Below are 19077 nucleotides of genomic sequence, written 5' to 3'. Positions count from 1 at the left end.
GCCATTTCCTGCGGGGACTCCCCTGCACGTCCCCACCCGGCCGCCCTGCGTCTGCGACAGTCGTCGGGCTGATCCGCAGACGCGAGGCGGCCGGGGCCGGGGGCGTGCAGGGGAGTCCCCGCAGGACGACGAACGGATACCCGGGCCCGCTGCGTACCCGCGGAACGTTCGTCGTCTGAGGAGACGCCCCGGAGGGACCCCGGACCCCCACCCACCAGGTCACCGCGACGCCCCGCGGAGCACCCCGCACCACCCAGCCCGTCCGGCGCTTGAGGACGCGACCCCCGCCCCGGACGGGGCAACAAGGCAGGACGCCCCTTGACGCACGCCCGCCTCAGTCCATAACTTGTCCACGAATGTGAACCCCGTCCAAGGGCCCGGCGAGCGCAGCCGCCCCCCGCACCGAGGAGATCCCCGCATGTCCGCTCCCCGCACCGTCCTGCTCACCGGGGCCGCCGGCGGTCTCGGCACCCTGATGCGCGGACTGCTGCCCGCCCACGGCTACACGCTCCGCCTGTTCGACATGTTCCCCATCGAGGGCGAGCCGGACGCGATCACGGCCGACCTCGGGGACAAGGAGGCGCTGCGCGAGGCCGTGCGAGGCGTCGACGCGATCATCCACCTTGCGGGCATCTCCCTGGAAGCCTCTTTCGACAAGATCCTGCGGGCGAACATCGAGGGCACCTACAACCTCTACGAGGCCGCCCTCGCGGAGGGCGTGCGGCGGATCGTCTTCGCGTCGTCGAACCACGCCGTCGGATTCACCCCCCGGCCGCTCCCCGGCGACCCGCTGATCCCCATTGACACCCCGCGCCGGCCGGACACCTTCTACGGCCTCTCCAAGTCCTTCGGCGAGGACCTCGCTCAGCTGTACTGGGACCGCCACGGCCTGGAGACCGTCTCCGTGCGCATCGGTTCCTGCTTCCCCGAGCCGACGTCCGTACGGATGCTGTCCGTCTGGATGAGCCCGGCCGACGGGGCCCGGCTCTTCGACGCCGCGCTCACCGCCGAGAACGTGGGGCACACCGTGATCCACGGCTCCTCGGACAACACCCGCCTGTGGTGGGACCTGACGACGGCCCGTTCCCTCGGCTACGCACCGCAGGACGACTCGGAGGAGTACGCGGCGAAGCTCATCGCCGAACAGGGCGAGCTCGACCCGGACAACCCGGACCACGCCCACCTCGGCGGCCACTTCTGCACCAACCCGCCGATCTGGCCTTACTGAACCGGGGGGATACGGCGGCGGTCGGTGCCGCCGTACGGGCGAAGCCGGCCGAAGGTAAGGGAACGGCAAAGCCGGGTCATTCGTTACCCCGTGCATGACCGCTATGACACCCGGCTCGAACATCCCCCTCTCCGCCCTCCGCGTGGCGGTGGACGTCGCCGCTCCCGTGCGGCTCGACGTGTCGGGCCTGCTGCTCACCGCCGACGGCAAGGTGCGCTCCGACGACGATTTCATCTTCTACAACCAGCCCTCGGGCCCGGGTGTGACCTACCGCTCCGGCGGCGGCACCGCGCCCGACGCGATCGTGGTGGACACCGCCGCGGTGCCGCCCGGCATCGAGAAGATCGTCGTCACGGCGAGCCCGGACGGAGCGGGTCAGACCTTCCAGGGCATCGAGCCCACCGCCACCGTGCGCAACGCGGACGACGGCAGTGCGCTCGCCACCTTCACCCCGCCCCGGCTGGGCACCGAGACCGCCCTCGTGGTCATCGAGGTCTACCGGCGCGGCGGTGCCTGGAAGGCCCGTGCGGTCGGCCAGGGCTATGCCGACGGGCTGGCCGGCATCGCAACCGACTTCGGCGTCTCGGTCGAGGAGGAGCCGGCCGCCGCACCCGCTCCGGTCGCACCCCCGGCCCCCGTAGCCGCACCGGCGGACCCGCGCATCGCCGCTCCCCCCGCCGCACCCCAGGCGCCCCCGGCGCCCACCGCGCCGCCCGCCTCCGGCAAGATCAACCTCGACAAGGGCCGGGTCAGCCTGCAGAAGAACCAGACGGTGTCGCTGGTCAAGGGTGGCCGCCCGCTGCTCTCCCAGGTCAAGATGGGCCTCGGCTGGGAGCCCGCGTTCCGGGGCAAGGACATCGACCTCGACGCCTCGGTGATCGCCTACGGCCCCAACCGCAATCACCTGGACAGCTGCTACTTCGGCAAGCTCTCCATCCTGAACGGCGCCATCAAGCACTCGGGGGACAACCTCACCGGTGAGGGCGCCGGGGACGACGAGGTGATCGTCGTCGACCTGGGCCGGATCCCCCCGGAGGCGACCGGTCTGGTGTTCACGGTCAACTCGTTCACCGGCCAGAAGTTCACCGAAGTGGCCAAGGCCTACTGCCGGCTGCTCGACGCGGCCACCGGCGAGGAGCTGGTGCGCTTCGATCTGACCGGCGCCGAGCCGCAGACCGGCGTGATGATGGCGAAGCTGATCAAGCAGTTCTCCGGCGAGTGGGAGATGACCGCGATGGGCGACTTCGTGAAGTCGCGCACCGTCCGCGGCATGGTCAAGCCCGCCGCCCAGTCCCTGTAGGGACGCAAACGTCTTCAGGGGCACCCGGCTGGCTGCGGGTGCCCCTGAAGGCGGTCGGCGAGAGAAAGAGGGCGTACGCGGCGCGTGCTCGTCGCTTCTCTCAGAGCTTGGTCAGCTTGGAGTACGGGCTCAGGATCCTCCCCTGTCGCCCCGAGAAGTCGATGAGCACTGCGTCGTTGTCGCCCTCGACAGCAAGGACTCGGCCGAGTCCGAACTGGTCATGCGACACCCTGTCGCCCACATCGAACAATTCGACCGGTGGGGCCGCCTGGGCCGGGCGGTTGAAGGGACTGGAAGGCAGGTGACGCCGGGATCCGGCTGACTGTTTCATTACCTTGAGTATGCGCCCTGAAAACGCCCGACGCCATGCCCGACCGCTCCTGGGGCCGCACTGATGCCGGATTCGTAATCAGCGGTTCCGGGAGCATGGGCCGTCCCTCCCCGCTTCCGGCAAGGGCTCCGCCGGTGCCGCGGCGCCCGCGGGACCTCCACCGATGTGGCGGTTATCGCTTCCCCGCGGGGCGTGGTGGGGCGGTCGGGTTCACCTCTGCGTGCTACTGGCCCCGCCGCGGGTGACGCTTCCACGGGCCGGTGATGGCCAGCATGATGCCGGGCGTCTGGATGTTGGCGAAGAGCGTCCTGCCGTCGGGCGAGAAGGTCACACCGGTGAACTCGCTGTACTCGGGCTCGGCCTCCGTGCCGTTGTTCAGCTCGTTGCGCGCGATGGGGTAGGTGCGGCCGCTCTCGGTCGCCCCGAAGAGGTGCTGGATGCCTTCGCCGTCCTCGGAGATGACCAGGCCGCCGTAGGGCGAGACGGTGATGTTGTCCGGGCCGTCGAAGGCACCGTCCTTGGAGGGGTCGGCGTTGACGCCGAGGAGCACCTTCAGCGTCAGCGTGCGGCGCTTCGGGTCGTAGAACCAGACCTGGCCGTCGTGCGGGACGGGGCTCTCACCGCGGGCGAACGAGGAGACGATGTAGGCACCGCCGTCGCCCCACCACATGCCTTCGAGCTTGCGGGCGCGGGTGACGTCCTTGTCGCCGAACTGCTTGCGCACCGAGACCGTCCTGGCGTCGCGGTCGGGGACGTCGACCCAGTCCACGCCGTAGACGGTGCCGATCTTCGTGGCGCGGGAGAGGTCGTCGACGAACTTTCCGCTCTTGTCGAAGCACTTGGTGGCCTGCAGGACACCGGCGTCGTCGGCGAGGGTGCGGAGCTTGCCGCGGCCGTGCTTGAAGCCGCGCGGCGGCACCCAGCGGTAGAGCAGCCCGTTGGGACCGGACGCGTCCTCGGTGAGGTAGGCGTGGCCCTGCTTGGGGTCGATGACGACGGCCTCGTGGGCGTAGCGGCCGAACGCCTTGATGGGACGCGGGTCGCGGTTGGCGCGCTTGTCGTACGGGTCGACCTCGAAGACGTAGCCGTGGTCCTTGAGCAGGCCGTTCTTCCCGGCCTTGTCCTCGGTCTCCTCGCAGGTCAGCCAGGTGTCCCACGGGGTGGAGCCGCCGGCGCAGTTCGTGGAGGTGCCGGCGATGCCGACCCATTCGGCGGTACGGCCGTCGCGGCGGGTCTCCACGACGGTGCATCCGCCGGCCGCGACCGGGTCGTAGACGAGGCCGTCGGTGAGCGGGACCGGGTGCTCCCAGCCGGCCCGGGTGCCGCTCAGCTCGTGGTTGTTCACCAGCAGGGTCACGCCACGCGCACCCTCGAAGGCGGCCGTGCCGTCGTGGTTGGAGGGGGTGGACTCGCCGGTCTCCAGCTTGGTGACGCCACTGTGCGTGATGACCTTGTACGAGAAGCCGGCGGGCAGCGCGAGTATGCCCTTCGGGTCGGGCAGCAGCGGCCCGTAGCCGGGCTCGTGGCTGTGCCCGTGGCCGTGTCCGTCGTGCTCGTGTCCGTGGCCGTGGTCGTCGTGGCCGTGCTTCGCGTCCTCGGCGGCGAGGGCGCCGGGTGCGGTGGCCAGCGCGGCGACGGTTCCGGTGAGGGCGATGCCGGCACCGGTGAGGGCGGACTGTCTGGTGAATTCCCTGCGCGTGAAGGCCATCACGTACTCCTGGTGCAGCGGGGGCGGGTTGTTGGTGCGATCACCGTCCCGCCCCTGCGCCAACATCAGTTGAACTGAGGACGACTTCGAGGGAATGCGTTCCGTGAACATCATCGGTGGCGGGTGGCCGAAACCCGTTGGTCCGGCCTCCCGCCCCGACGCGCGCCTCAGCTGCCGGAGCCTGCCCGGGAACGGGCCTTGAAGGCGGCCTTGCGGGCGTCCTTGGCCTGCTTCTTGTCGCTGTGCAGCCGCCCCATCGCCTCCAGGACGTCCGCCGTCGCCGGGTGGTCCACCCGCCACGCCTCGTCGAAGAAGCCGCTGTGCTGACCCGACAGCCCTTCGACCAGGCCCTGGAGCTCCTCGAGATCGCCGTCCGCCTCCAGCTGCGCCGCGATCGTGTCGATGGCCAGCCAGAAGATCATCGCCTCCGAGGGGGCCGGCACGTCCGCGGCGCCCCGCTCGGCGAGCCACACGCGGGCGAGGCCGCCCAGCTCCGGGTCGCCCAGCACCGCGCGCACCGCGGGTTCGGCGTCCGCCCCGACCAGGGCGAGCGCCTGCTGGCAGTGCAGCCGGCGCAGGGGTGCCTGCGGGTCCTCTCCGCGTGCGGCGTCCAGGAGTTCTCCGGCCGCCCCTTCGGCACCGTGCCGCGCGAGCCACAGCTCGATCTCGCCGCGGGCCGCCGCCTCGGGGTAGTACGCGATGCCGCTGAGGAGCACGTCGGCGCCCTTGTCGGCGAGGTCGCCGATGGCCGGGGCGTCCACGCCGGCGTCCAGCATCCGGGCCCGGATGCCGTAGATGCCGAGCGGGGTCAGCTTCACCATGCCGTACCGGGTGACGTCGTCGTCGTCGGCCGGGGGCACCGACTCCTCGCCCTCCTCGGCCAGCAACGACTCGTCCACCGGCCGGTATTCGACGATGCCGATGGGTTCGAGAACGCGGAACTGGTCGTCCAGGCGCATCATCGCGTCCGACACCTGCTCCAGGATGTCGTCGGTGGGCTCGCCCATGTCGTCGGGGACGATCATCGAGGCGGCCAGCGCGGGCAGCGGCACGGACTCGTCTCCCGCGCCCTGGCCGACCGTGAGCAGATAGAGGTTGCCGAGCACCCCGTCGAGGAACTCCGCCTCGGTCTCCGGATCCCAGTCCAGCGCGTCGAAGTCGATCGACCCGTCCTCGCCGACGAGGTCGGCGAAGTCGTCGAAGACCGGGGCGGTGGCGTCGGCGTGGGCGGCCTCCAGGCCGTCGAGCCAGATCGCGAGGACGTCCTGCGGCGAACCGCCGGTCAGCAGCGCCAGGTTCTCCCCCGCGGTGACGGTGCCCTCCGTGTCGTCGAGGAAGCCCTCCTCGGCGTCGGCGTCGGCATCGGCGTCCGGGTCCGGGTCCTCGACCTCGACCAGGCCGGTGTCGACCGCGAGCCGCCACGCCTCACTGGCCTCCGCCGCACCGTCCTCGTCCGCGACGAGGCCCAGGTGCTCGGCCGCCGCGGGCAGCTGTGTGTCGACGAGTTCGCCGCCGGCGCCGACTCTCGTGTCGGGGCCGGCCCAGCGGGCGAGCCGGACGGCGCGGGCGAGCAGCGGTGCCGCGAGCGCGTCCCGTGCCAGCTCCGCCTCGGTGTGCAGCCGGACCGGCGGCAGGGTGGGGCGCTCTGCGGACATCAGGGGGTCTCCTCGAGAACGTGCGGGCGTACACGTCGCCGGGGCCACGGCTCCGGGCGCGTACGGGGTCAGGCGGCCCAAGCCTAGACGCATCGCACCCGGTGCCGTCCGGTGGACGGGAGAGAAGGCGCCGGGTCGGCGAAAGGGCCCGGACAGCTGATCTCCGTACACGCGGGATCGCCGCCCCCGCAGGGGCGTCGTCACCCGTCACCGCCCGGGCGCAGGCTGAGCGCCGGGGTGTAGCGGCGCACGCCCCCGCCGGTCACGCCCGGGTACGTCTGCACCCGTTCCCACTGCGGCGTCCGTGAACCGATGCCGTCCCCGGGAGCGGCCAGCGCGTCGACATGGGCCTGCGCGCTCACCCACTCCGCGTAGTTGAGCACCCTGGTCCCGTCGGTGCTCTGGAAGTGGCCGGCGAGCCCGCCGACGGCGGGGGCGGGGTCCGTCCCCAGCGCTTCGAACACACCGTCCACCCAGTCGCGTTGGCGGGCCTTGTCCGCCGCCTCGAACTCTACGTCGACCACCACGACACAGCCGCGCTCGCGACCGCCGGGTGAGGAGGACCGGTAGAGCTCGTAGGTGTGCGGGCCGCGCCGTTCGATGCCCGGCACGGCCGCGTCGATTTCGGCGTCGCGCGCGTCCCGGCCCTCCCCGACGAAGTCCTGGTAGGTCTCCTCGCCGGTCCACTGCGCGTAGTGGAAGAGCGTCCTGCCGTCCTCCCCCGTGTACACGCTGTACGAGAGCAGGCCCGGGTGCGGCCAGTGCCTGTGCGCCCACGCCGTGCGGATGGCCTCGACGGCCTGCCGCCCGCGCTCCGGCGTACCGGCATCCCAGGTACCGGCCCTGACGAGCCCCGCATCCGCACGGGTGACATCGGGCCGGGACACGAACTCCACTGACATGGCTGCTCCCCTCACCGGCGCACCCTTGCGGTGCGCCCGTGACAGCCACCCTGATACGTCAAGCACACTTGAGGTCAACCGCGGCTCGCGTGCCTCTCGTTACGCTGACGAATCGGACAACGAACGGAGTACCGCATGACGCTGCGGGTCGAGGAGATCACGCGCGAGCAGCACCTGGCGTTCGTCGCCGACCGGGGCTCGGCCAGCCATATGCAGGTCCCCTCATGGGGCGACGTGAAGCCCGACTGGCGCGCGGAGAGCATCGGCTGGCTGGACGGGGACGGGCGGACCGTCGGCGCCGGGCTGGTGCTGTACCGCCCGGTCCCCAGGCTGAAGCGGTACCTGGCCTATCTGCCGGAGGGCCCGGTGATCCCGTGGCACGAGGGGGATCTGCGCCCCTGGCTCGATCCACTGGTGGCGCACGCCAAGGCCCAGGGCGCGTTCACGGTACGGATGGGCCCGCCGGTGGTCGCCCGCCGCTGGGAGGCACAGACGGTCAAGGACGCCATCGCGGACCCGGCCGCTGCCCGGCTGCGCGACGTCGGGGCGGATGTGACCGAGGCAGGCGCCGCCGAGGTCGTGGAGCAGTTGCGCCGGCTGGGCTGGCAGCAGGGCGGGGACGGGGACGCGGACGGCTTCAGCGCCGGGCAGCCCCGTTACGTGTTCCAGGTGCCGTTCGCCGGGAGGTCGCTGGAGGAGATCCAGGGCGGGCTGAACCAGCAGTGGCGGCGCAACATCAAGAAGGCGGAGAAGGCGGGCGTGAAGGTCGTCGAGGGCGGCCCGGACGACCTCCCGGTCTTCTACGGGCTGTACCGCGAGACCGCCGAGCGGGACCGCTTCGTCCCCCGGCCGCTCGCCTACTTCGAGCGCATGTGGACGGCGCTGCGGGCCGAGGACCCGGACCGGATGCGGCTCTACCTCGCCCACCACGACGGAGAGGTGCTCTCCGCGGCGACGATGCTGACGGTGGGGGCCCATGTCTGGTACTCGTACGGTGCCTCGACCAGCCGCCGGCGCGAGGTGCAGCCCAACAACGCGATCCAGTGGCGGATGATGAGCGACGCGCACGAGCGGGGCGCCGCCGTCTACGACCTGCGCGGCATCACCGACACCCTCGACGAGGGCAACCATCTGCTGGGCCTGCTGCGTTTCAAGGCGGGAACCGGGGGGCGCGCCGCCGAGTACGTCGGCGAGTGGGACTACCCGGTCAGCCGGCTGCTGCACAAGGCGTTCGCGCTGTACATGGCCCGGCGCTGAGCGCATCGGTACGGCGGCCCCCGGCCCGGTGTTGCGCACACCCGATGCCGGGCAGGCTGCGGGCATGACCGTCTCCGTGGCGCACCTCAGCGACCCCCATCTCACCATCGGCGCCCTGGCCGCCGAGCCGGCGGCCGGCCTCGACCGGGCCTTGCGCCGGGTGCTCGCTCTCGACCCGCTGCCCGACTGCGTGGTGATCACCGGTGATCTCGCCGACCGGGGCACGCCCGCCGCGTACGCGCAGCTGCGCGAGGTGATCGGGCGGTTTCCGCTGCCGCTGCACCTGGTGACGGGCAATCATGACGACCCGGCGGCGCTGCTGGACGCGTTCGGCGGCACGGTGTTCATGGGCGGGGGCAAGGAGGCGTACTACGCCGTGGACCATCCGGCGCTCACGGTGGCCGTCCTGGACTCGGCGGTGGCCGGGTCCGCCGGAGGGCTGCTGGGGAGTGAGCAGCTGGAGTGGCTGGGCGGGGTGCTCTCGCGGAGGCCCGACGTGCCGGCCTTTGTGTGTCTGCACCATCCACCGGTGCCGGTCGGAATCCCCTTCCTGGACGGGATGCGGCTGGCGGACGGTGACGCGCTCGCCCAGGTGGTCGCCGCCCACCCGAACGTCGCCCGGGTCCTGGCCGGCCATCTCCACCGTCCCGTCACCGCCGCCTTCGCGGGCAGCGTGCTGGCCGTGGCGCCGAGCACGTACCGGCAGAGCGGCCTGGCACTGCGGGACGCCGTGCCCGGCTATCTCCCCGAGCCGACCTCGTTCCTGCTGCATCTGCTCGCGGGCGATGCCTGGGTCACCCATACGGTGCCGGTCAGCCATGCGGCCGGAGCCCTGGCCGGATACTGACGCGCCGGGCCACGTGCCGGAATCAGGGTCCGTGATGCCGCGGAACCTGATGAAGCGGGCCGTGCGAGCAGGTCACTCGGGCATCACGGTCCGCCAGCCCGTCATGTTGAACTCGTCGAGCAGCCGCACGTCGCTGCCCTCCAGCGGGAAGGTGCGCGGCTCCAGGCCGGGTGCGGGGGCGATCTCCAGGGCGTCACCCTCGATCAGGTCGCCGCCGGTCGGGGTGGAGACCCACACGAGCAGCGAGCGCATGGTCTTCCCGGGCGCCAGCATGACCTCTTCGGGGCCCTTGTCGTTGCCGAAGTACGAGGAGCCCGGGTTCACCTTGACCGGGAGCGCGTCGCCGTTCTCGTCGAGGGCCTGGACCGAGGGGTAGCCGTCGACCCTGTGGGGTTCGCTGCCACAGTTGGTCAGGGTCAGCCCGACGGCCCGGTGGCCGAGTGCGGCCTCCACGGGCCCCATGTCCACGACGAGGCCGGAGGCCGGGCATCCGCCGGTGGCGGTCGGTGTGGGGGTCGGCGTGGGGGTCGGGCGTACGGCGGGCGCGGTGGCGATGTCCAGGGGGGACGGCGTCGTCGCCCGCACACCCCCGGCGGAGGTACGTGAGGGGCTCGGCCCCGGTTCCCCCTCACCGGCCGGCACGAGGAAGCCGGCACACCCGGACAGGCCCAGTGTCCCGGCCAGGACGAGGGCGGCCGCCGAGACCGGTCCGCGTATACCCGTGAACGCCGTCGTCCGCACTTTCATGCACCCCGCCCCGCATCGCCCCGCCCGCATGTGCGGCCGATCATGCCAGAGCACAGCGACAGTTGAGTATTGCTTCACCTTCACCCGGAGAAGAACTAAGTGGACCTTCACGGTGTAGCGCCGGACACTTCGGACATGACGCCGTCTCCGCTCCCCCGCCCCCGCCCCTTCGGCCGCACCCTCTGCGCCATGATCACGCCGTTCACCCCCACCGGCGCCCTCGACCCCGACGCCGCCGCCGCACACGCCGCGACGCTGGTCGCCGGCGGCTGCGACGGTCTGGTGCTCAGTGGCACCACCGGCGAGTCGCCGACCACCTCGGACGCCGAGAAGGCGGCCCTGGTGCGCGCGGTGCGGGAGGCGGTCGGCCCGGACGTGCCACTGGTCGCGGGCGTCGGCACCGCCGACACCCGGCACACCGTGGAACTGGCCGGGCAGGCGGAACAGGCGGGTGCCGACGGCCTGCTGGTCGTCGCCCCGTACTACAGCCGCCCCCCGCAGGCCGCCGTCGAGGCGCACTTCCTTCGCGTCGCCGAGGCGACCGGGCTTCCGCTGATGCTGTACGACATCCCCGGCCGTACCGGCACCCGCATCGAGCCGGAGACGGTGCTGCGCCTGGCGGAGCACCCGCGCGTCGTGGCGGTGAAGGACTGTGCGTACGACCTGCTGGGGGCGACCAAGGTGATCGCCGCCACCGGCCTCGCGTACTACGCGGGCTGCGAGGAGCTGAATCTGCCGCTGTACGCGGTGGGCGGCGCCGGATACGTCAGCACGGTGGCCAATGTGGCGCCCGGCCCGCTGCGGGCCGTCCTGGACGCGTTCGACGCCGGGGACACGGCCGGGGCAGCGCGCCTGAACGGTCTCCTCGCCCCGCTCACGGAGCTGATGATGGCGTCCGGGCTGCCGGGCACGGTGACGGCGAAGGCCCTGCTGGACGCGGGCCCGGTCCGCGAACCGTTGCAGCCCGCCGGGCGCGGGGCGGCCGACGGGCTGCGAAGGGCGTACGAGGAGCTCGCTGCTCGCTGCCTAGAGGGTCCGGCAATCGGGGGGCCGCCCCCCGATTTTCCGGATCCTCTTCTTAGTCGTTGCTGTGCAGGACGTCGTTGAGGCCGCCCCAGACCGCGTTGTTCGGGCGGGCCTCGACGGCGCCGCTCACCGAGTTGCGGCGGAAGAGGATGTTCGAGGCGCCGGAGAGCTCGCGCGCCTTGACGACCTGACCGTCCGGCAGGGTGACGCGGGTGCCGGCGGTGACGTACAGACCGGCCTCCACGACGCACTCGTCGCCGAGCGCGATCCCCACACCCGCCTCCGCGCCGACCAGGCAGCGCTCGCCGATCACGATGCGCTCCTTGCCGCCGCCGGAGAGCGTGCCCATGGTGGAGGCGCCGCCGCCGATGTCGGAGCCGTCACCGACGACGACGCCGGCGGAGATCCGGCCCTCGACCATGGAGGTGCCGAGGGTGCCGGCGTTGAAGTTGACGAAGCCCTCGTGCATGACGGTGGTACCGGCGGCGAGGTGCGCGCCGAGCCGCACCCGGTCGGCGTCGGCGATGCGGACACCCTTCGGGGCGACGTAGTCCGTCATGCGGGGGAACTTGTCGACGGAGGTGACCTGGAGGTGCAGGCCCTCGGCGCGGGCGTTGAGCCGGACCTTCTCCAGGTCGTCGACGGCGACCGGGCCGAGCGAGGTCCAGGCGACGTTGGTGAGGAGGCCGAAGAGGCCGTCCAGGTTCTGCCCGTGCGGCTGGACGAGGCGGTGCGAGAGCAGGTGCAGGCGCAGGTACGCGTCGTGCGCGTCGAGCGGCTTGTCGTCGAGCGAGGCGATGACCGTGCGGACGGCGACGATCTCGACCCCGCGGCGGGCGTCCACGCCGATGGCCTTAGCGGCGCCCTCGCCGAGCAGGTTGACGGCACGGTCGGGGGTGAGCCGCTCGGTTCCGGCCGGGCCGGGCTCGGCGTCGAGCTCGGGTGCGGGGAACCATGTGTCGAGAACGGAACCGTCGCCGGCGATGGTGGCGAGGCCGGCGGCGACGGCGCCGGTGGTGCGGGGAGAAGTCGTGTCGGTCATGCCCCGAACCTAACCGGCCGGGGGCGGCCCGAGCCAACCGGTCTCAGCGTCCGGGCGTCGCGCCGGACGGGTCAACTGCTGATGCGGCCCAGCATCTCCCGCGCGTACGCCTCGTCGTAGGCCCCGCCGGTGAGGAGCACCCGCAGGCAGATCCCGTCCATCAGCGCGATCAGTGCGCGCGCCGTGACCGGCCCGGTGCGCGGCTCCAGGAGCGCGGCCGTGGCGTCGGTCCACTCGGCGGCGACCGGGCGCAGCGCGGGCCGGCGCAGGGCGGCGAGGTAGAGCTCGTACTCCAGCTCCGCCCGGCCGCGTCCGGCGCCGAAGAACTCCCCGAGGAGCCGGGCGAGTTCGCCCGCGAGATCGGCGGACGGGTCGGCGAGGGACGGGCTCTGCCGCAAGAGCGCGGCGAAGTTCTCGTTGGAGCGGCGCAGTGCGGCGACGAGCAGTTCGTCCAGGGTGGCGAAGTGGTACGTCGTCGAGCCGAGCGGCACATCGGCCTCGGCGGCGACGGAGCGGTGGCTGAGCCCGGCGATCCCGTGTGCGCCGACCACCCGGATCGCCGCGTCGATGATCCGCTCGCGCCGCTCGGGGTCGTGGCGACGGGCCATCAGTGCGCCCCTCCCAGATTGAGGACCACCACACCGGCGATGACGAGAACGATGCCGGCGGCCTTGACCGGGCTGCCGGACTCCCCCATGAACAGCATGCCGATGACGGCGACGGCGGCGGTCCCGATTCCCGCCCAGATCGCGTAGGCCGTGCCCATCGACATCGTCTTGAGGGTCTGGGCGAGCAGTGAGAAGGCCAGCAGATATCCGGCGACGGTGATCAGAGAGGGCCACAGCCGGGTGAATCCCTCGCTGTACTTCATGGCGGTCGTCCCGGCCACCTCTGCCGCGATGGCCGCGGCCAGCAGTCCGTATCCCATGTGTACGAGTGTACGCATCGCCGCCGCGAGAGGCTCTGGGCCGAACGGGTGACGGGGGCGCTACCGTGGTCCGTCCAGTACATGCCAGTTCATGATCAACGGACCGACGGAGCAGCAGTGGCGCAGGACGCAGGGTGGGGTGGCGGTGCGTACGGGGGTGCGCCGTACGGGGGGCCTCCGGGGCAGCCCGGGTGGGGCGGCTGGGGCGGCGGCTGGATGCCGCCGAAGCCCGGGGTGATACCCCTGGGGCCGCTGCGGATCGGGGACCTCATGGGCGGGGCTTTCGCCACCCTGGGCCGATACGGCAAGCAGTTGTTCGGCGTCGGCGCCGCCGCGTACGGCGGGGCACTGGCGGTGGTGCTGGTCGCCGCCGCGGTCGCCTACTCGGCCGTCGCGGACCAGCTGGACCGGGTCCTGTCGCTCACCTCGTACGAGGACCCCCGCTCCGAGGACGTGGTGGCGCTGGTGTTGGCGTTCGGCTCCGTCGGGCTGGTGGGCCTGATCGCCGTCGTGATCTCCACCGCCATGATCTACACGGCCGTGCCGGTGGTCCTCCAGGAGGCGGTGCTGGGGCGCCCGACCACGTTCTCCGCCGTCTGGCGGCGGGCCTGGGGGCGGATGCCGGCCGTGATCGGGACGGTCGTGCTGACCTGGCTGATCGCGATGGTCCCGGTGCTGCTCGCCTGGACCGGCTTCATCGCCGTCATGATCGCCGCACTGGGCACGGACGGGGGCGGCGGGCCGATCGCCGTGCTCCTGATCGGCGCCCTGGGCACCCTGGCGACGGCGCCGCTGGCTCTCTGGCTCTGGGTGAAGTTCGCTCTGGCCCCCTCGGCCGCCGTCTTCGAGAACCAGGGACCGATCGGGGCGATGCGCCGCTCCTCCCGGCTGGTGCGCGGGGACTGGTGGCGGATCCTCGGCATCACGCTGCTGGCGAGCGCCATCGCGGGGGTCACCAGCTATCTGATCCAGATGCCGTTCTCACTGCTCGGGCTGTTCACCGGTGTCCTCGGCTCGGCGAATCTGGGCGAGGACCCGAACACGGCCTCGATCATCGCCGCCATGAGCGGCTACGCGCTGTCGATGCTGGTCGGCCAGCTCGTCGCCCAGCTGATCGTGGCCACCTTCCCGCCGCTGGTGACCGGACTGCTGTACGTCGACCGCCGGATCCGCACCGAGAACCTGGGCCCGGTCCTCGCCGAGGCCGCCGCGGTGCCGCCGCAGTACACGGCGTAGCGGCTCCCCGGAGGCTGCGCTCACCGGCGGCGGTCAGTCGATGAGGGAGTTCTTCGGGGACAGCACGCAGAACTCGTTGCCCTCGGGGTCCTCCAGCACCACCCAGCTCACGTCCGCCCGCTGGCCGACATCGGTGCGCCGGGCCCCGAGCCCGACGATCCGCTCGACCTCGGCGTCCCGGTCGTCGGGGGCCAGATCGATGTGCAGCCGGTTCTTGATCTTCTTGGCCTCGGGCACGGGGACGAAAGTGATGCCCGGCAGGGCATCCTTGTCCGCACCGATGACGATCTCCTCCTCGGCCTCGTAGAGCACTTCCCAGTCGAGCACCCCGCACCAGAACCGGGCGAGCGGGGGAAGGTCGTGGGCGTCGACGACGATGCTGTAAAAGGAAACGGCCATGCCCGCCAGTCTGACTGGCGGGCATGGCCTTCCGGGTACGAACCGGCGAAATGCGCCCGACCGGTCCAGCCGGTCGCGTACGAACGGCTCAGACGTTGAAGCCGAGCGCGCGCAGCTGCTCGCGTCCGTCGTCCGTGATCTTGTCCGGGCCCCACGGCGGCATCCAGACCCAGTTGATCCGGAGCTCGTTGACGATCCCGTCGGTGGCGGACTTCGCCTGGTCCTCGATGACATCGGTCAGCGGGCAGGCCGCGGACGTCAGGGTCATGTCGAGAGTGGCGATGTTGGCGTCGTCGACGTGGATGCCGTAGATCAGGCCCAGGTTGACGACGTCGATGCCCAGCTCGGGGTCGACGACGTCGTAAAGGGCCTCGCGGACCTCCTCCTCGGAGGCCGGCTTGGTGGTGAGGGTCTCGTTCTCGCTCATGCGGTCTTCCCTTCGGACAGCGCTTTCGCCGTCGCGTCCTTCCACGCCATCCAGCTCAGCAGCGCGCACTTGACCCGGGCCGGGTACTTGGAGACACCGGCGAACGCGACCGCGTCCTCCAGCACCTCCTCCATCGCGTCGTCCGGCTCCAGCTGTCCCTTGGACTGCATCAGCTCCAGGAACGCCGCCTGGATCTTCTGGGCCTCGCCCAGCTCCTTGCCCACCAGCAGCTCGTTCAGCACGGAGGCGCTGGCCTGGCTGATGGAGCAGCCCTGACCTTCGTAGCTCACATCGGCGATCGTCTCGCCGTCGTACCGCACCCGCAACGTGATCTCGTCACCACACGTCGGATTGACGTGGTGCACCTCGGCGTCGCCGTCCCGCAGGCCGCGCCCGTGGGGGTGCTTGTAGTGGTCCAGGATCACTTCCTGGTACATGGAATCAAGCTTCACCAGTCAACCCTCAGCCGCTGTCTAACCGAAAAAGTTCCGGACGTGGTTCAGACCGTCCACCAGGGCGTCGACCTCGGCGGGCGTGGAGTACAGATAGAACGACGCTCGCGTCGTCGCAGGAATTCCGTACCTCAGGCAGACCGGCCGTGCGCAGTGGTGTCCGACCCGGACCGCGATGCCCTCCTCGTCGAGCACCTGACCCACGTCGTGCGGGTGGATGTCGCCGAGCGTGAAGGAGATCGTGGCGCCGCGGTCCTCCGCGGTGGCCGGACCGATGATCCTGAGGTCCGGGACCTCCAGCAGGCGCTTCACCGCGTACTCGGTGATGGCCTGCTCGTGGCGGTGGATGTTCTCCATGCCGATCGCCGACAGGTAGTCCACGGCCGCGCCGAGGCCGACGGCCTGGGCGATCGGGGGCGTACCCGCCTCGAACTTGTGCGGCGCGGGGGCGTACGTCGACGAGTGCATCGACACGGTCTCGATCATCTCGCCGCCTCCGAGGAACGGCGGCAGGTCCTCCAGGAGTTCCTGCCGTCCCCAGAGCACGCCGATGCCGGTCGGACCGACCATCTTGTGACCGGTGAAGGCCACGAAGTCGGCCTGCAGCGCCTGCACGTCGAGCACCATGTGCGGCGCGGCCTGCGAGGCGTCGATGCAGACCAGGGCACCGACTTCCTGGGCACGCCGGACGATCCGCTCGACCGGGTTGATCGTGCCCATGATGTTCGAGACCAGCGTGAAGGAGACGATCTTCGTCTTCTCCGTGATGATCTCGTCGATGTTCGACAGGTCGAGCCGGCCGTCGTCCGTGATGCCGAACCACTTCAGCTTCGCGCCGGTGCGCTGCGAGAGCAGCTGCCACGGCACGATGTTGGAGTGGTGCTCCATCTCCGTGGTGACGATCTCGGTCTCGTGGTCGACCCGGTAGGGCTCGTCGGCCCAGCCGAGCATGTTGGCCACGAGGTTGAGCGACTCCGAGGCGTTCTTGGTGAAGATCACCTCGTTGCGGCTGGGCGCGTTGATGAACGCGGCGACCTTGTCACGGGCGCCCTCGTACAGCGCCGTGGCCTCCTCCGCGATCGTGTACACGCCGCGGTGCACATTGGCGTTGTGCCGCTCGTAGTACTCGTTGAGGGCATCGAGCACCTGGCGCGGCTTCTGCGAGGTCGCCGCACTGTCCAGGTACACGATCTTCTTGCCGTCATGGACCGTGCGGTCCAGGATCGGGAAGTCCTTGCGGATCGCCTCGGTGTCGAGGAGGCCGGAGAGCCCCTGTCGGGCGTCAGTCACGCGGAAGCGCCACCCTTCGTGTAGGCCTCGTAGCCCTCGTTCTCCAGCTTGTCGGCGAGCTCGGCGCCGCCGGACGCGGCGATGCGGCCGTTGGCGAAGACATGCACGAAGTCGGGCTTGATGTACTTGAGGATGCGCGTGTAGTGCGTGATCAGCAGGGTGCCGACCTCGCCCGACTCCCGCACCCGGTTGACACCTTCGGAGACGGTCTTCAGCGCGTCGACGTCCAGGCCGGAGTCGGTCTCGTCGAGGATCGCGACCTTCGGCTTGAGGAGCTCAAGCTGAAGGATCTCGTGGCGCTTCTTCTCGCCGCCGGAGAAGCCCTCGTTGACGTTGCGCTCGGCGAAGGCGGGGTCCATCTGGAGCTCGGCCATGGCCTCCTTGACCTCCTTCACCCAGGTACGCAGCTTGGGCGCCTCGCCGCGGACGGCGGTGGCGGAGGTACGCAGGAAGTTGGAGACCGAGACACCCGGGATCTCGACCGGGTACTGCATGGCGAGGAACAGCCCGGCACGGGCGCGCTCGTCGACGGTCATGTCCAGGACGTTCTCGCCGTCCAGGGTCACCGTGCCGCTGGTGACCGTGTACTTGGGGTGGCCTGCGAGGGAGTACGCGAGGGTGGACTTGCCGGACCCGTTGGGGCCCATGATGGCGTGGGTCTCGCCCTGCTTCACGGTCAGGTCGACGCCCTTGAGGATCTCCTTCGTGGCGTTGTCGGCCTCGACGGTGACGTGCAGGTCGCGGATTTCAAGCGTTGCCATAGGTGACTCAGGACTCCTGGGTGACGGAGACGAGCACATCGTCCCCTTCGATCTTGACGGGGTATACGGGGACGGGGCGCGTCGCGGGAAGGCCGGACGGCTTGCCGGTGCGCAGATCGAAGCTCGACCCGTGCAGCCAGCACTCGATCATGCAGTCCTCGACCTCGCCCTCGGACAGGGAGACGTTCGCGTGCGAGCAGATGTCGTTGATCGCGAACACCTCGCCCTCGGTGCGGACGACGGACACCGGCGTGCCGTCGAGCTCCACCCGCTTCGGGGTGTCGTCCTCCAGCTCGCTCAGCGCGCACGCCTTGACGAAGGTCATCAGACCGACGCCTTCAGCTCGGTCTCGATCTTGTCGAGGAGACGGGCTTCGACGTCGGGCAGGCCGATCTGCTGGACCAGCTCGGCGAAGAAGCCGCGCACGACGAGACGGCGGGCCTCCTCGGCCGGGATGCCGCGGGACTGGAGGTAGAAGAGCTGCTCGTCGTCGAAGCGGCCGGTCGCCGAGGCGTGGCCCGCGCCGACAATCTCGCCGGTCTCGATCTCCAGGTTCGGCACCGAGTCGACCCGCGCACCGTCCGTGAGGACCAGGTTGCGGTTCATCTCGTAGGTGTCGGTGCCCTCGGCGGCGGCCTGGATGAGGACGTCGCCGATCCACACGGCATGGGCGCCGTCGCCCTGCAGCGCGCCCTTGTAGGCCACGTTGGACTTGCAGTGCGGGGTGTTGTGGTCCACCAGGAGACGGTGCTCCTGGTGCTGGCCCTTGTCGGTGAAGTACAGACCGAAGAGTTCGGCCTCGCCGCCGGGGCCTGCGTACGCGATCCGCGGGTGGAGCCGGACCACGTCGCCGCCGAAGGTGACGACGATGGACTTGAAGGAGGCGTCCCGGCCGACCAGGGCGTTGTGCTGGCCGACGTGGACGGCCTGTTCGTCCCAGTCCTGGACGGAGACGACGGTCAGCTTCGCACCGTCACCCAGGACGTAGTCGACGTTGGCGGCGAGCACCGCGTCACCGGTGTGGTCGATGACCACGACGGCCTCGGCGAAGGCGCCCAGCTCGATGACCTGGTGGCCGTAGGCCACACCGCCCTCGCCGTGCACGGCGATCCGGATCGGCTCGGTGAGCACGGCTTCCTTGGCGACGGTGACGACGGAGGCCTGCTCGAAGGACGAGTACGCCTGTGCGGCGACCCGGTCCACCGGCGTACCGGCCTTGCCGAGGCGGGTGTCGTCGCGGCCGACGGTCTCGACCGTGACGCCCGCGGGAGCCTCGATGGCGACCTTGACACCGCCGCCGTTGGCGACGGCCGTGCCGTCGTGCAGCCCGCGCAGCCGCTCCAGCGGCGTGAACCGCCACTCCTCCTCGCGGCCGTGCGGGACGGGGAAGTCCGCGACGTCGAAGGACGGGGGGGCGCTCATGCGCGTGGCGACGGTCGACTCGGCGGCCACCGCGATGGAGCCGGCGGTCGTCGAACCGGCCGGAATGTTCTGAGCCTCAGCCATGGCTGTCGTAGTGCTCGCTTTCTCAGTCGGACAGA

Annotated in this window: 21 protein-coding genes; 6 read left to right on the top strand and 15 right to left on the bottom strand. The window is 71.0% G+C overall.

The features are described from left to right. Window positions 1–418: 418 nt before the first annotated feature. Both ACFYPA_RS25855 and ACFYPA_RS25850 read left to right on the top strand, forming a co-directional pair. Window positions 419–1228, top strand: coding sequence for an NAD(P)-dependent oxidoreductase (locus tag ACFYPA_RS25855; RefSeq protein ID WP_359314824.1), 810 nt, complete (start codon window positions 419–421; stop codon window positions 1226–1228). Window positions 1229–1322: 94 nt separating this feature from the next. Beyond that, window positions 1323–2528, top strand: coding sequence for a TerD family protein (locus ACFYPA_RS25850; protein ID WP_359083426.1), 1206 nt, complete (start codon window positions 1323–1325; stop codon window positions 2526–2528). A gap of 100 nt (window positions 2529–2628) precedes the next feature. Here the strand turns inward: ACFYPA_RS25850 and ACFYPA_RS25845 are convergent, their stop codons facing one another. The 4 genes from ACFYPA_RS25845 to ACFYPA_RS25830 all read right to left on the bottom strand — a co-directional run bounded on the left by ACFYPA_RS25845 (window position 2629) and on the right by ACFYPA_RS25830 (window position 7124). Next, on the bottom strand, window positions 2629–2859 hold the full coding sequence (locus ACFYPA_RS25845) for a hypothetical protein (RefSeq protein WP_037711258.1): 231 nt from the start codon (window positions 2857–2859) through the stop codon (window positions 2629–2631). A 223-nt stretch (window positions 2860–3082) separates the two neighbouring features. Further along, a complete protein-coding gene (locus ACFYPA_RS25840; protein WP_359314960.1) occupies window positions 3083–4567 on the bottom strand; it encodes an alkaline phosphatase PhoX in 1485 nt (494 codons plus the stop codon). A gap of 167 nt (window positions 4568–4734) precedes the next feature. Further along, on the bottom strand, window positions 4735–6222 hold the full coding sequence (locus ACFYPA_RS25835; protein ID WP_359083423.1) for a hypothetical protein: 1488 nt from the start codon (window positions 6220–6222) through the stop codon (window positions 4735–4737). A gap of 200 nt (window positions 6223–6422) precedes the next feature. Continuing rightward, complete coding sequence (locus ACFYPA_RS25830; protein WP_389134388.1) at window positions 6423–7124, bottom strand: antibiotic biosynthesis monooxygenase; 702 nt, start codon at window positions 7122–7124, stop codon at window positions 6423–6425. 135 nt (window positions 7125–7259) lie between these two features. Here ACFYPA_RS25830 and ACFYPA_RS25825 point away from each other — a divergent pair, with 135 nt between their 5' ends. Both ACFYPA_RS25825 and ACFYPA_RS25820 read left to right on the top strand, forming a co-directional pair. After that, window positions 7260–8381: a lipid II:glycine glycyltransferase FemX gene (locus tag ACFYPA_RS25825; RefSeq protein WP_389134386.1), complete on the top strand. Its 1122-nt coding sequence runs from the start codon at window positions 7260–7262 to the stop codon at window positions 8379–8381. A 64-nt stretch (window positions 8382–8445) separates the two neighbouring features. Next, window positions 8446–9228, top strand: coding sequence for a phosphodiesterase (locus ACFYPA_RS25820; protein ID WP_389134384.1), 783 nt, complete (start codon window positions 8446–8448; stop codon window positions 9226–9228). 72 nt (window positions 9229–9300) lie between these two features. Here ACFYPA_RS25820 and ACFYPA_RS25815 read toward each other — a convergent pair whose 3' ends face one another. Beyond that, window positions 9301–9975, bottom strand: coding sequence for a DUF4232 domain-containing protein (locus tag ACFYPA_RS25815; RefSeq protein ID WP_359083415.1), 675 nt, complete (start codon window positions 9973–9975; stop codon window positions 9301–9303). A 135-nt stretch (window positions 9976–10110) separates the two neighbouring features. Between ACFYPA_RS25815 and dapA the strand changes: the two genes are divergently transcribed. Beyond that, a complete protein-coding gene (gene dapA, locus ACFYPA_RS25810) occupies window positions 10111–11082 on the top strand; it encodes a 4-hydroxy-tetrahydrodipicolinate synthase (RefSeq protein WP_389134382.1) in 972 nt (323 codons plus the stop codon). Here the strand turns inward: dapA and dapD are convergent. From dapD to ACFYPA_RS25795, 3 genes are all read right to left on the bottom strand, one after another. Continuing rightward, window positions 11054–12043: a 2,3,4,5-tetrahydropyridine-2,6-dicarboxylate N-succinyltransferase gene (gene dapD, locus ACFYPA_RS25805; RefSeq protein ID WP_359083411.1), complete on the bottom strand. Its 990-nt coding sequence runs from the start codon at window positions 12041–12043 to the stop codon at window positions 11054–11056. The genes dapA and dapD overlap by 29 nt on opposite strands. Before the next feature lie 71 nt (window positions 12044–12114). Further along, a complete protein-coding gene (locus ACFYPA_RS25800; RefSeq protein ID WP_389134379.1) occupies window positions 12115–12651 on the bottom strand; it encodes a TetR/AcrR family transcriptional regulator in 537 nt (178 codons plus the stop codon). Next, window positions 12651–12971, bottom strand: a complete 321-nt coding sequence (locus ACFYPA_RS25795) for a multidrug efflux SMR transporter (RefSeq protein ID WP_359083407.1) — start codon at window positions 12969–12971, stop codon at window positions 12651–12653. The genes ACFYPA_RS25800 and ACFYPA_RS25795 overlap by 1 nt, the downstream gene beginning before the upstream one ends. A 117-nt stretch (window positions 12972–13088) precedes the next feature. Between ACFYPA_RS25795 and ACFYPA_RS25790 the strand changes: the two genes are divergently transcribed. Continuing rightward, window positions 13089–14207, top strand: a complete 1119-nt coding sequence (locus ACFYPA_RS25790; protein WP_389134377.1) for a hypothetical protein — start codon at window positions 13089–13091, stop codon at window positions 14205–14207. Window positions 14208–14240: 33 nt separating this feature from the next. Here ACFYPA_RS25790 and ACFYPA_RS25785 read toward each other — a convergent pair whose 3' ends face one another. The 7 genes from ACFYPA_RS25785 to sufD all read right to left on the bottom strand — a co-directional run bounded on the left by ACFYPA_RS25785 (window position 14241) and on the right by sufD (window position 19042). Beyond that, the gene (locus tag ACFYPA_RS25785) at window positions 14241–14606 is read right to left on the bottom strand and encodes a VOC family protein (protein WP_359314809.1); all 366 of its coding nucleotides are present in this window, start codon (window positions 14604–14606) and stop codon (window positions 14241–14243) included. 88 nt (window positions 14607–14694) lie between these two features. Next, the gene (locus ACFYPA_RS25780) at window positions 14695–15033 is read right to left on the bottom strand and encodes a metal-sulfur cluster assembly factor (RefSeq protein WP_250970406.1); all 339 of its coding nucleotides are present in this window, start codon (window positions 15031–15033) and stop codon (window positions 14695–14697) included. Then, window positions 15030–15485, bottom strand: coding sequence for a Fe-S cluster assembly sulfur transfer protein SufU (gene sufU / locus ACFYPA_RS25775; protein WP_024492621.1), 456 nt, complete (start codon window positions 15483–15485; stop codon window positions 15030–15032). Before sufU ends, ACFYPA_RS25780 begins: the two co-directional genes overlap by 4 nt. A gap of 21 nt (window positions 15486–15506) precedes the next feature. Beyond that, window positions 15507–16775, bottom strand: coding sequence for a cysteine desulfurase (locus ACFYPA_RS25770; protein ID WP_359083402.1), 1269 nt, complete (start codon window positions 16773–16775; stop codon window positions 15507–15509). Beyond that, on the bottom strand, window positions 16772–17536 hold the full coding sequence (sufC, locus tag ACFYPA_RS25765; protein WP_359083400.1) for a Fe-S cluster assembly ATPase SufC: 765 nt from the start codon (window positions 17534–17536) through the stop codon (window positions 16772–16774). Before sufC ends, ACFYPA_RS25770 begins: the two co-directional genes overlap by 4 nt. A 7-nt stretch (window positions 17537–17543) precedes the next feature. Then, a complete protein-coding gene (locus tag ACFYPA_RS25760; protein ID WP_136328637.1) occupies window positions 17544–17861 on the bottom strand; it encodes a bifunctional 3-phenylpropionate/cinnamic acid dioxygenase ferredoxin subunit in 318 nt (105 codons plus the stop codon). Then, on the bottom strand, window positions 17861–19042 hold the full coding sequence (sufD, locus tag ACFYPA_RS25755) for a Fe-S cluster assembly protein SufD (protein ID WP_359083398.1): 1182 nt from the start codon (window positions 19040–19042) through the stop codon (window positions 17861–17863). Before sufD ends, ACFYPA_RS25760 begins: the two co-directional genes overlap by 1 nt. Between the last annotated feature and the right edge of the window lie 35 nt (window positions 19043–19077).

It is taken from the genome of Streptomyces sp. NPDC005775 (genome assembly GCF_042871565.1).
Lineage (GTDB): Bacteria > Actinomycetota > Actinomycetes > Streptomycetales > Streptomycetaceae > Streptomyces.
The sequence above is the reverse complement of the archived record's forward strand: the minus strand, read 5'-3'. Positions and strand labels throughout refer to the sequence as shown.

Excerpts from the sequence above, each read along its gene's own strand:
- ACFYPA_RS25830 (WP_389134388.1), bottom strand. The coding sequence starts at position 7,124 with ATGTCAGTGGAGTTCGTGTCCCGGCCCGATGTCACCCGTGCGGATGCG.
- ACFYPA_RS25855 (WP_359314824.1), top strand. The coding sequence starts at position 419 with ATGTCCGCTCCCCGCACCGTCCTGCTCACCGGGGCCGCCGGCGGTCTC.
- ACFYPA_RS25800 (WP_389134379.1), bottom strand. The coding sequence starts at position 12,651 with ATGGCCCGTCGCCACGACCCCGAGCGGCGCGAGCGGATCATCGACGCG.
- ACFYPA_RS25845 (WP_037711258.1), bottom strand. The coding sequence starts at position 2,859 with ATGAAACAGTCAGCCGGATCCCGGCGTCACCTGCCTTCCAGTCCCTTC.
- ACFYPA_RS25785 (WP_359314809.1), bottom strand. The coding sequence starts at position 14,606 with ATGGCCGTTTCCTTTTACAGCATCGTCGTCGACGCCCACGACCTTCCC.
- ACFYPA_RS25825 (WP_389134386.1), top strand. The coding sequence starts at position 7,260 with ATGACGCTGCGGGTCGAGGAGATCACGCGCGAGCAGCACCTGGCGTTC.
- sufC (WP_359083400.1), bottom strand. The coding sequence starts at position 17,536 with ATGGCAACGCTTGAAATCCGCGACCTGCACGTCACCGTCGAGGCCGAC.
- ACFYPA_RS25760 (WP_136328637.1), bottom strand. The coding sequence starts at position 17,861 with ATGACCTTCGTCAAGGCGTGCGCGCTGAGCGAGCTGGAGGACGACACC.
- ACFYPA_RS25840 (WP_359314960.1), bottom strand. The coding sequence starts at position 4,567 with ATGGCCTTCACGCGCAGGGAATTCACCAGACAGTCCGCCCTCACCGGT.
- ACFYPA_RS25780 (WP_250970406.1), bottom strand. The coding sequence starts at position 15,033 with ATGAGCGAGAACGAGACCCTCACCACCAAGCCGGCCTCCGAGGAGGAG.
- dapD (WP_359083411.1), bottom strand. The coding sequence starts at position 12,043 with ATGACCGACACGACTTCTCCCCGCACCACCGGCGCCGTCGCCGCCGGC.
- ACFYPA_RS25795 (WP_359083407.1), bottom strand. The coding sequence starts at position 12,971 with ATGGGATACGGACTGCTGGCCGCGGCCATCGCGGCAGAGGTGGCCGGG.
- dapA (WP_389134382.1), top strand. The coding sequence starts at position 10,111 with ATGACGCCGTCTCCGCTCCCCCGCCCCCGCCCCTTCGGCCGCACCCTC.
- ACFYPA_RS25835 (WP_359083423.1), bottom strand. The coding sequence starts at position 6,222 with ATGTCCGCAGAGCGCCCCACCCTGCCGCCGGTCCGGCTGCACACCGAG.
- ACFYPA_RS25850 (WP_359083426.1), top strand. The coding sequence starts at position 1,323 with ATGACCGCTATGACACCCGGCTCGAACATCCCCCTCTCCGCCCTCCGC.
- sufD (WP_359083398.1), bottom strand. The coding sequence starts at position 19,042 with ATGGCTGAGGCTCAGAACATTCCGGCCGGTTCGACGACCGCCGGCTCC.
- ACFYPA_RS25820 (WP_389134384.1), top strand. The coding sequence starts at position 8,446 with ATGACCGTCTCCGTGGCGCACCTCAGCGACCCCCATCTCACCATCGGC.
- ACFYPA_RS25815 (WP_359083415.1), bottom strand. The coding sequence starts at position 9,975 with ATGAAAGTGCGGACGACGGCGTTCACGGGTATACGCGGACCGGTCTCG.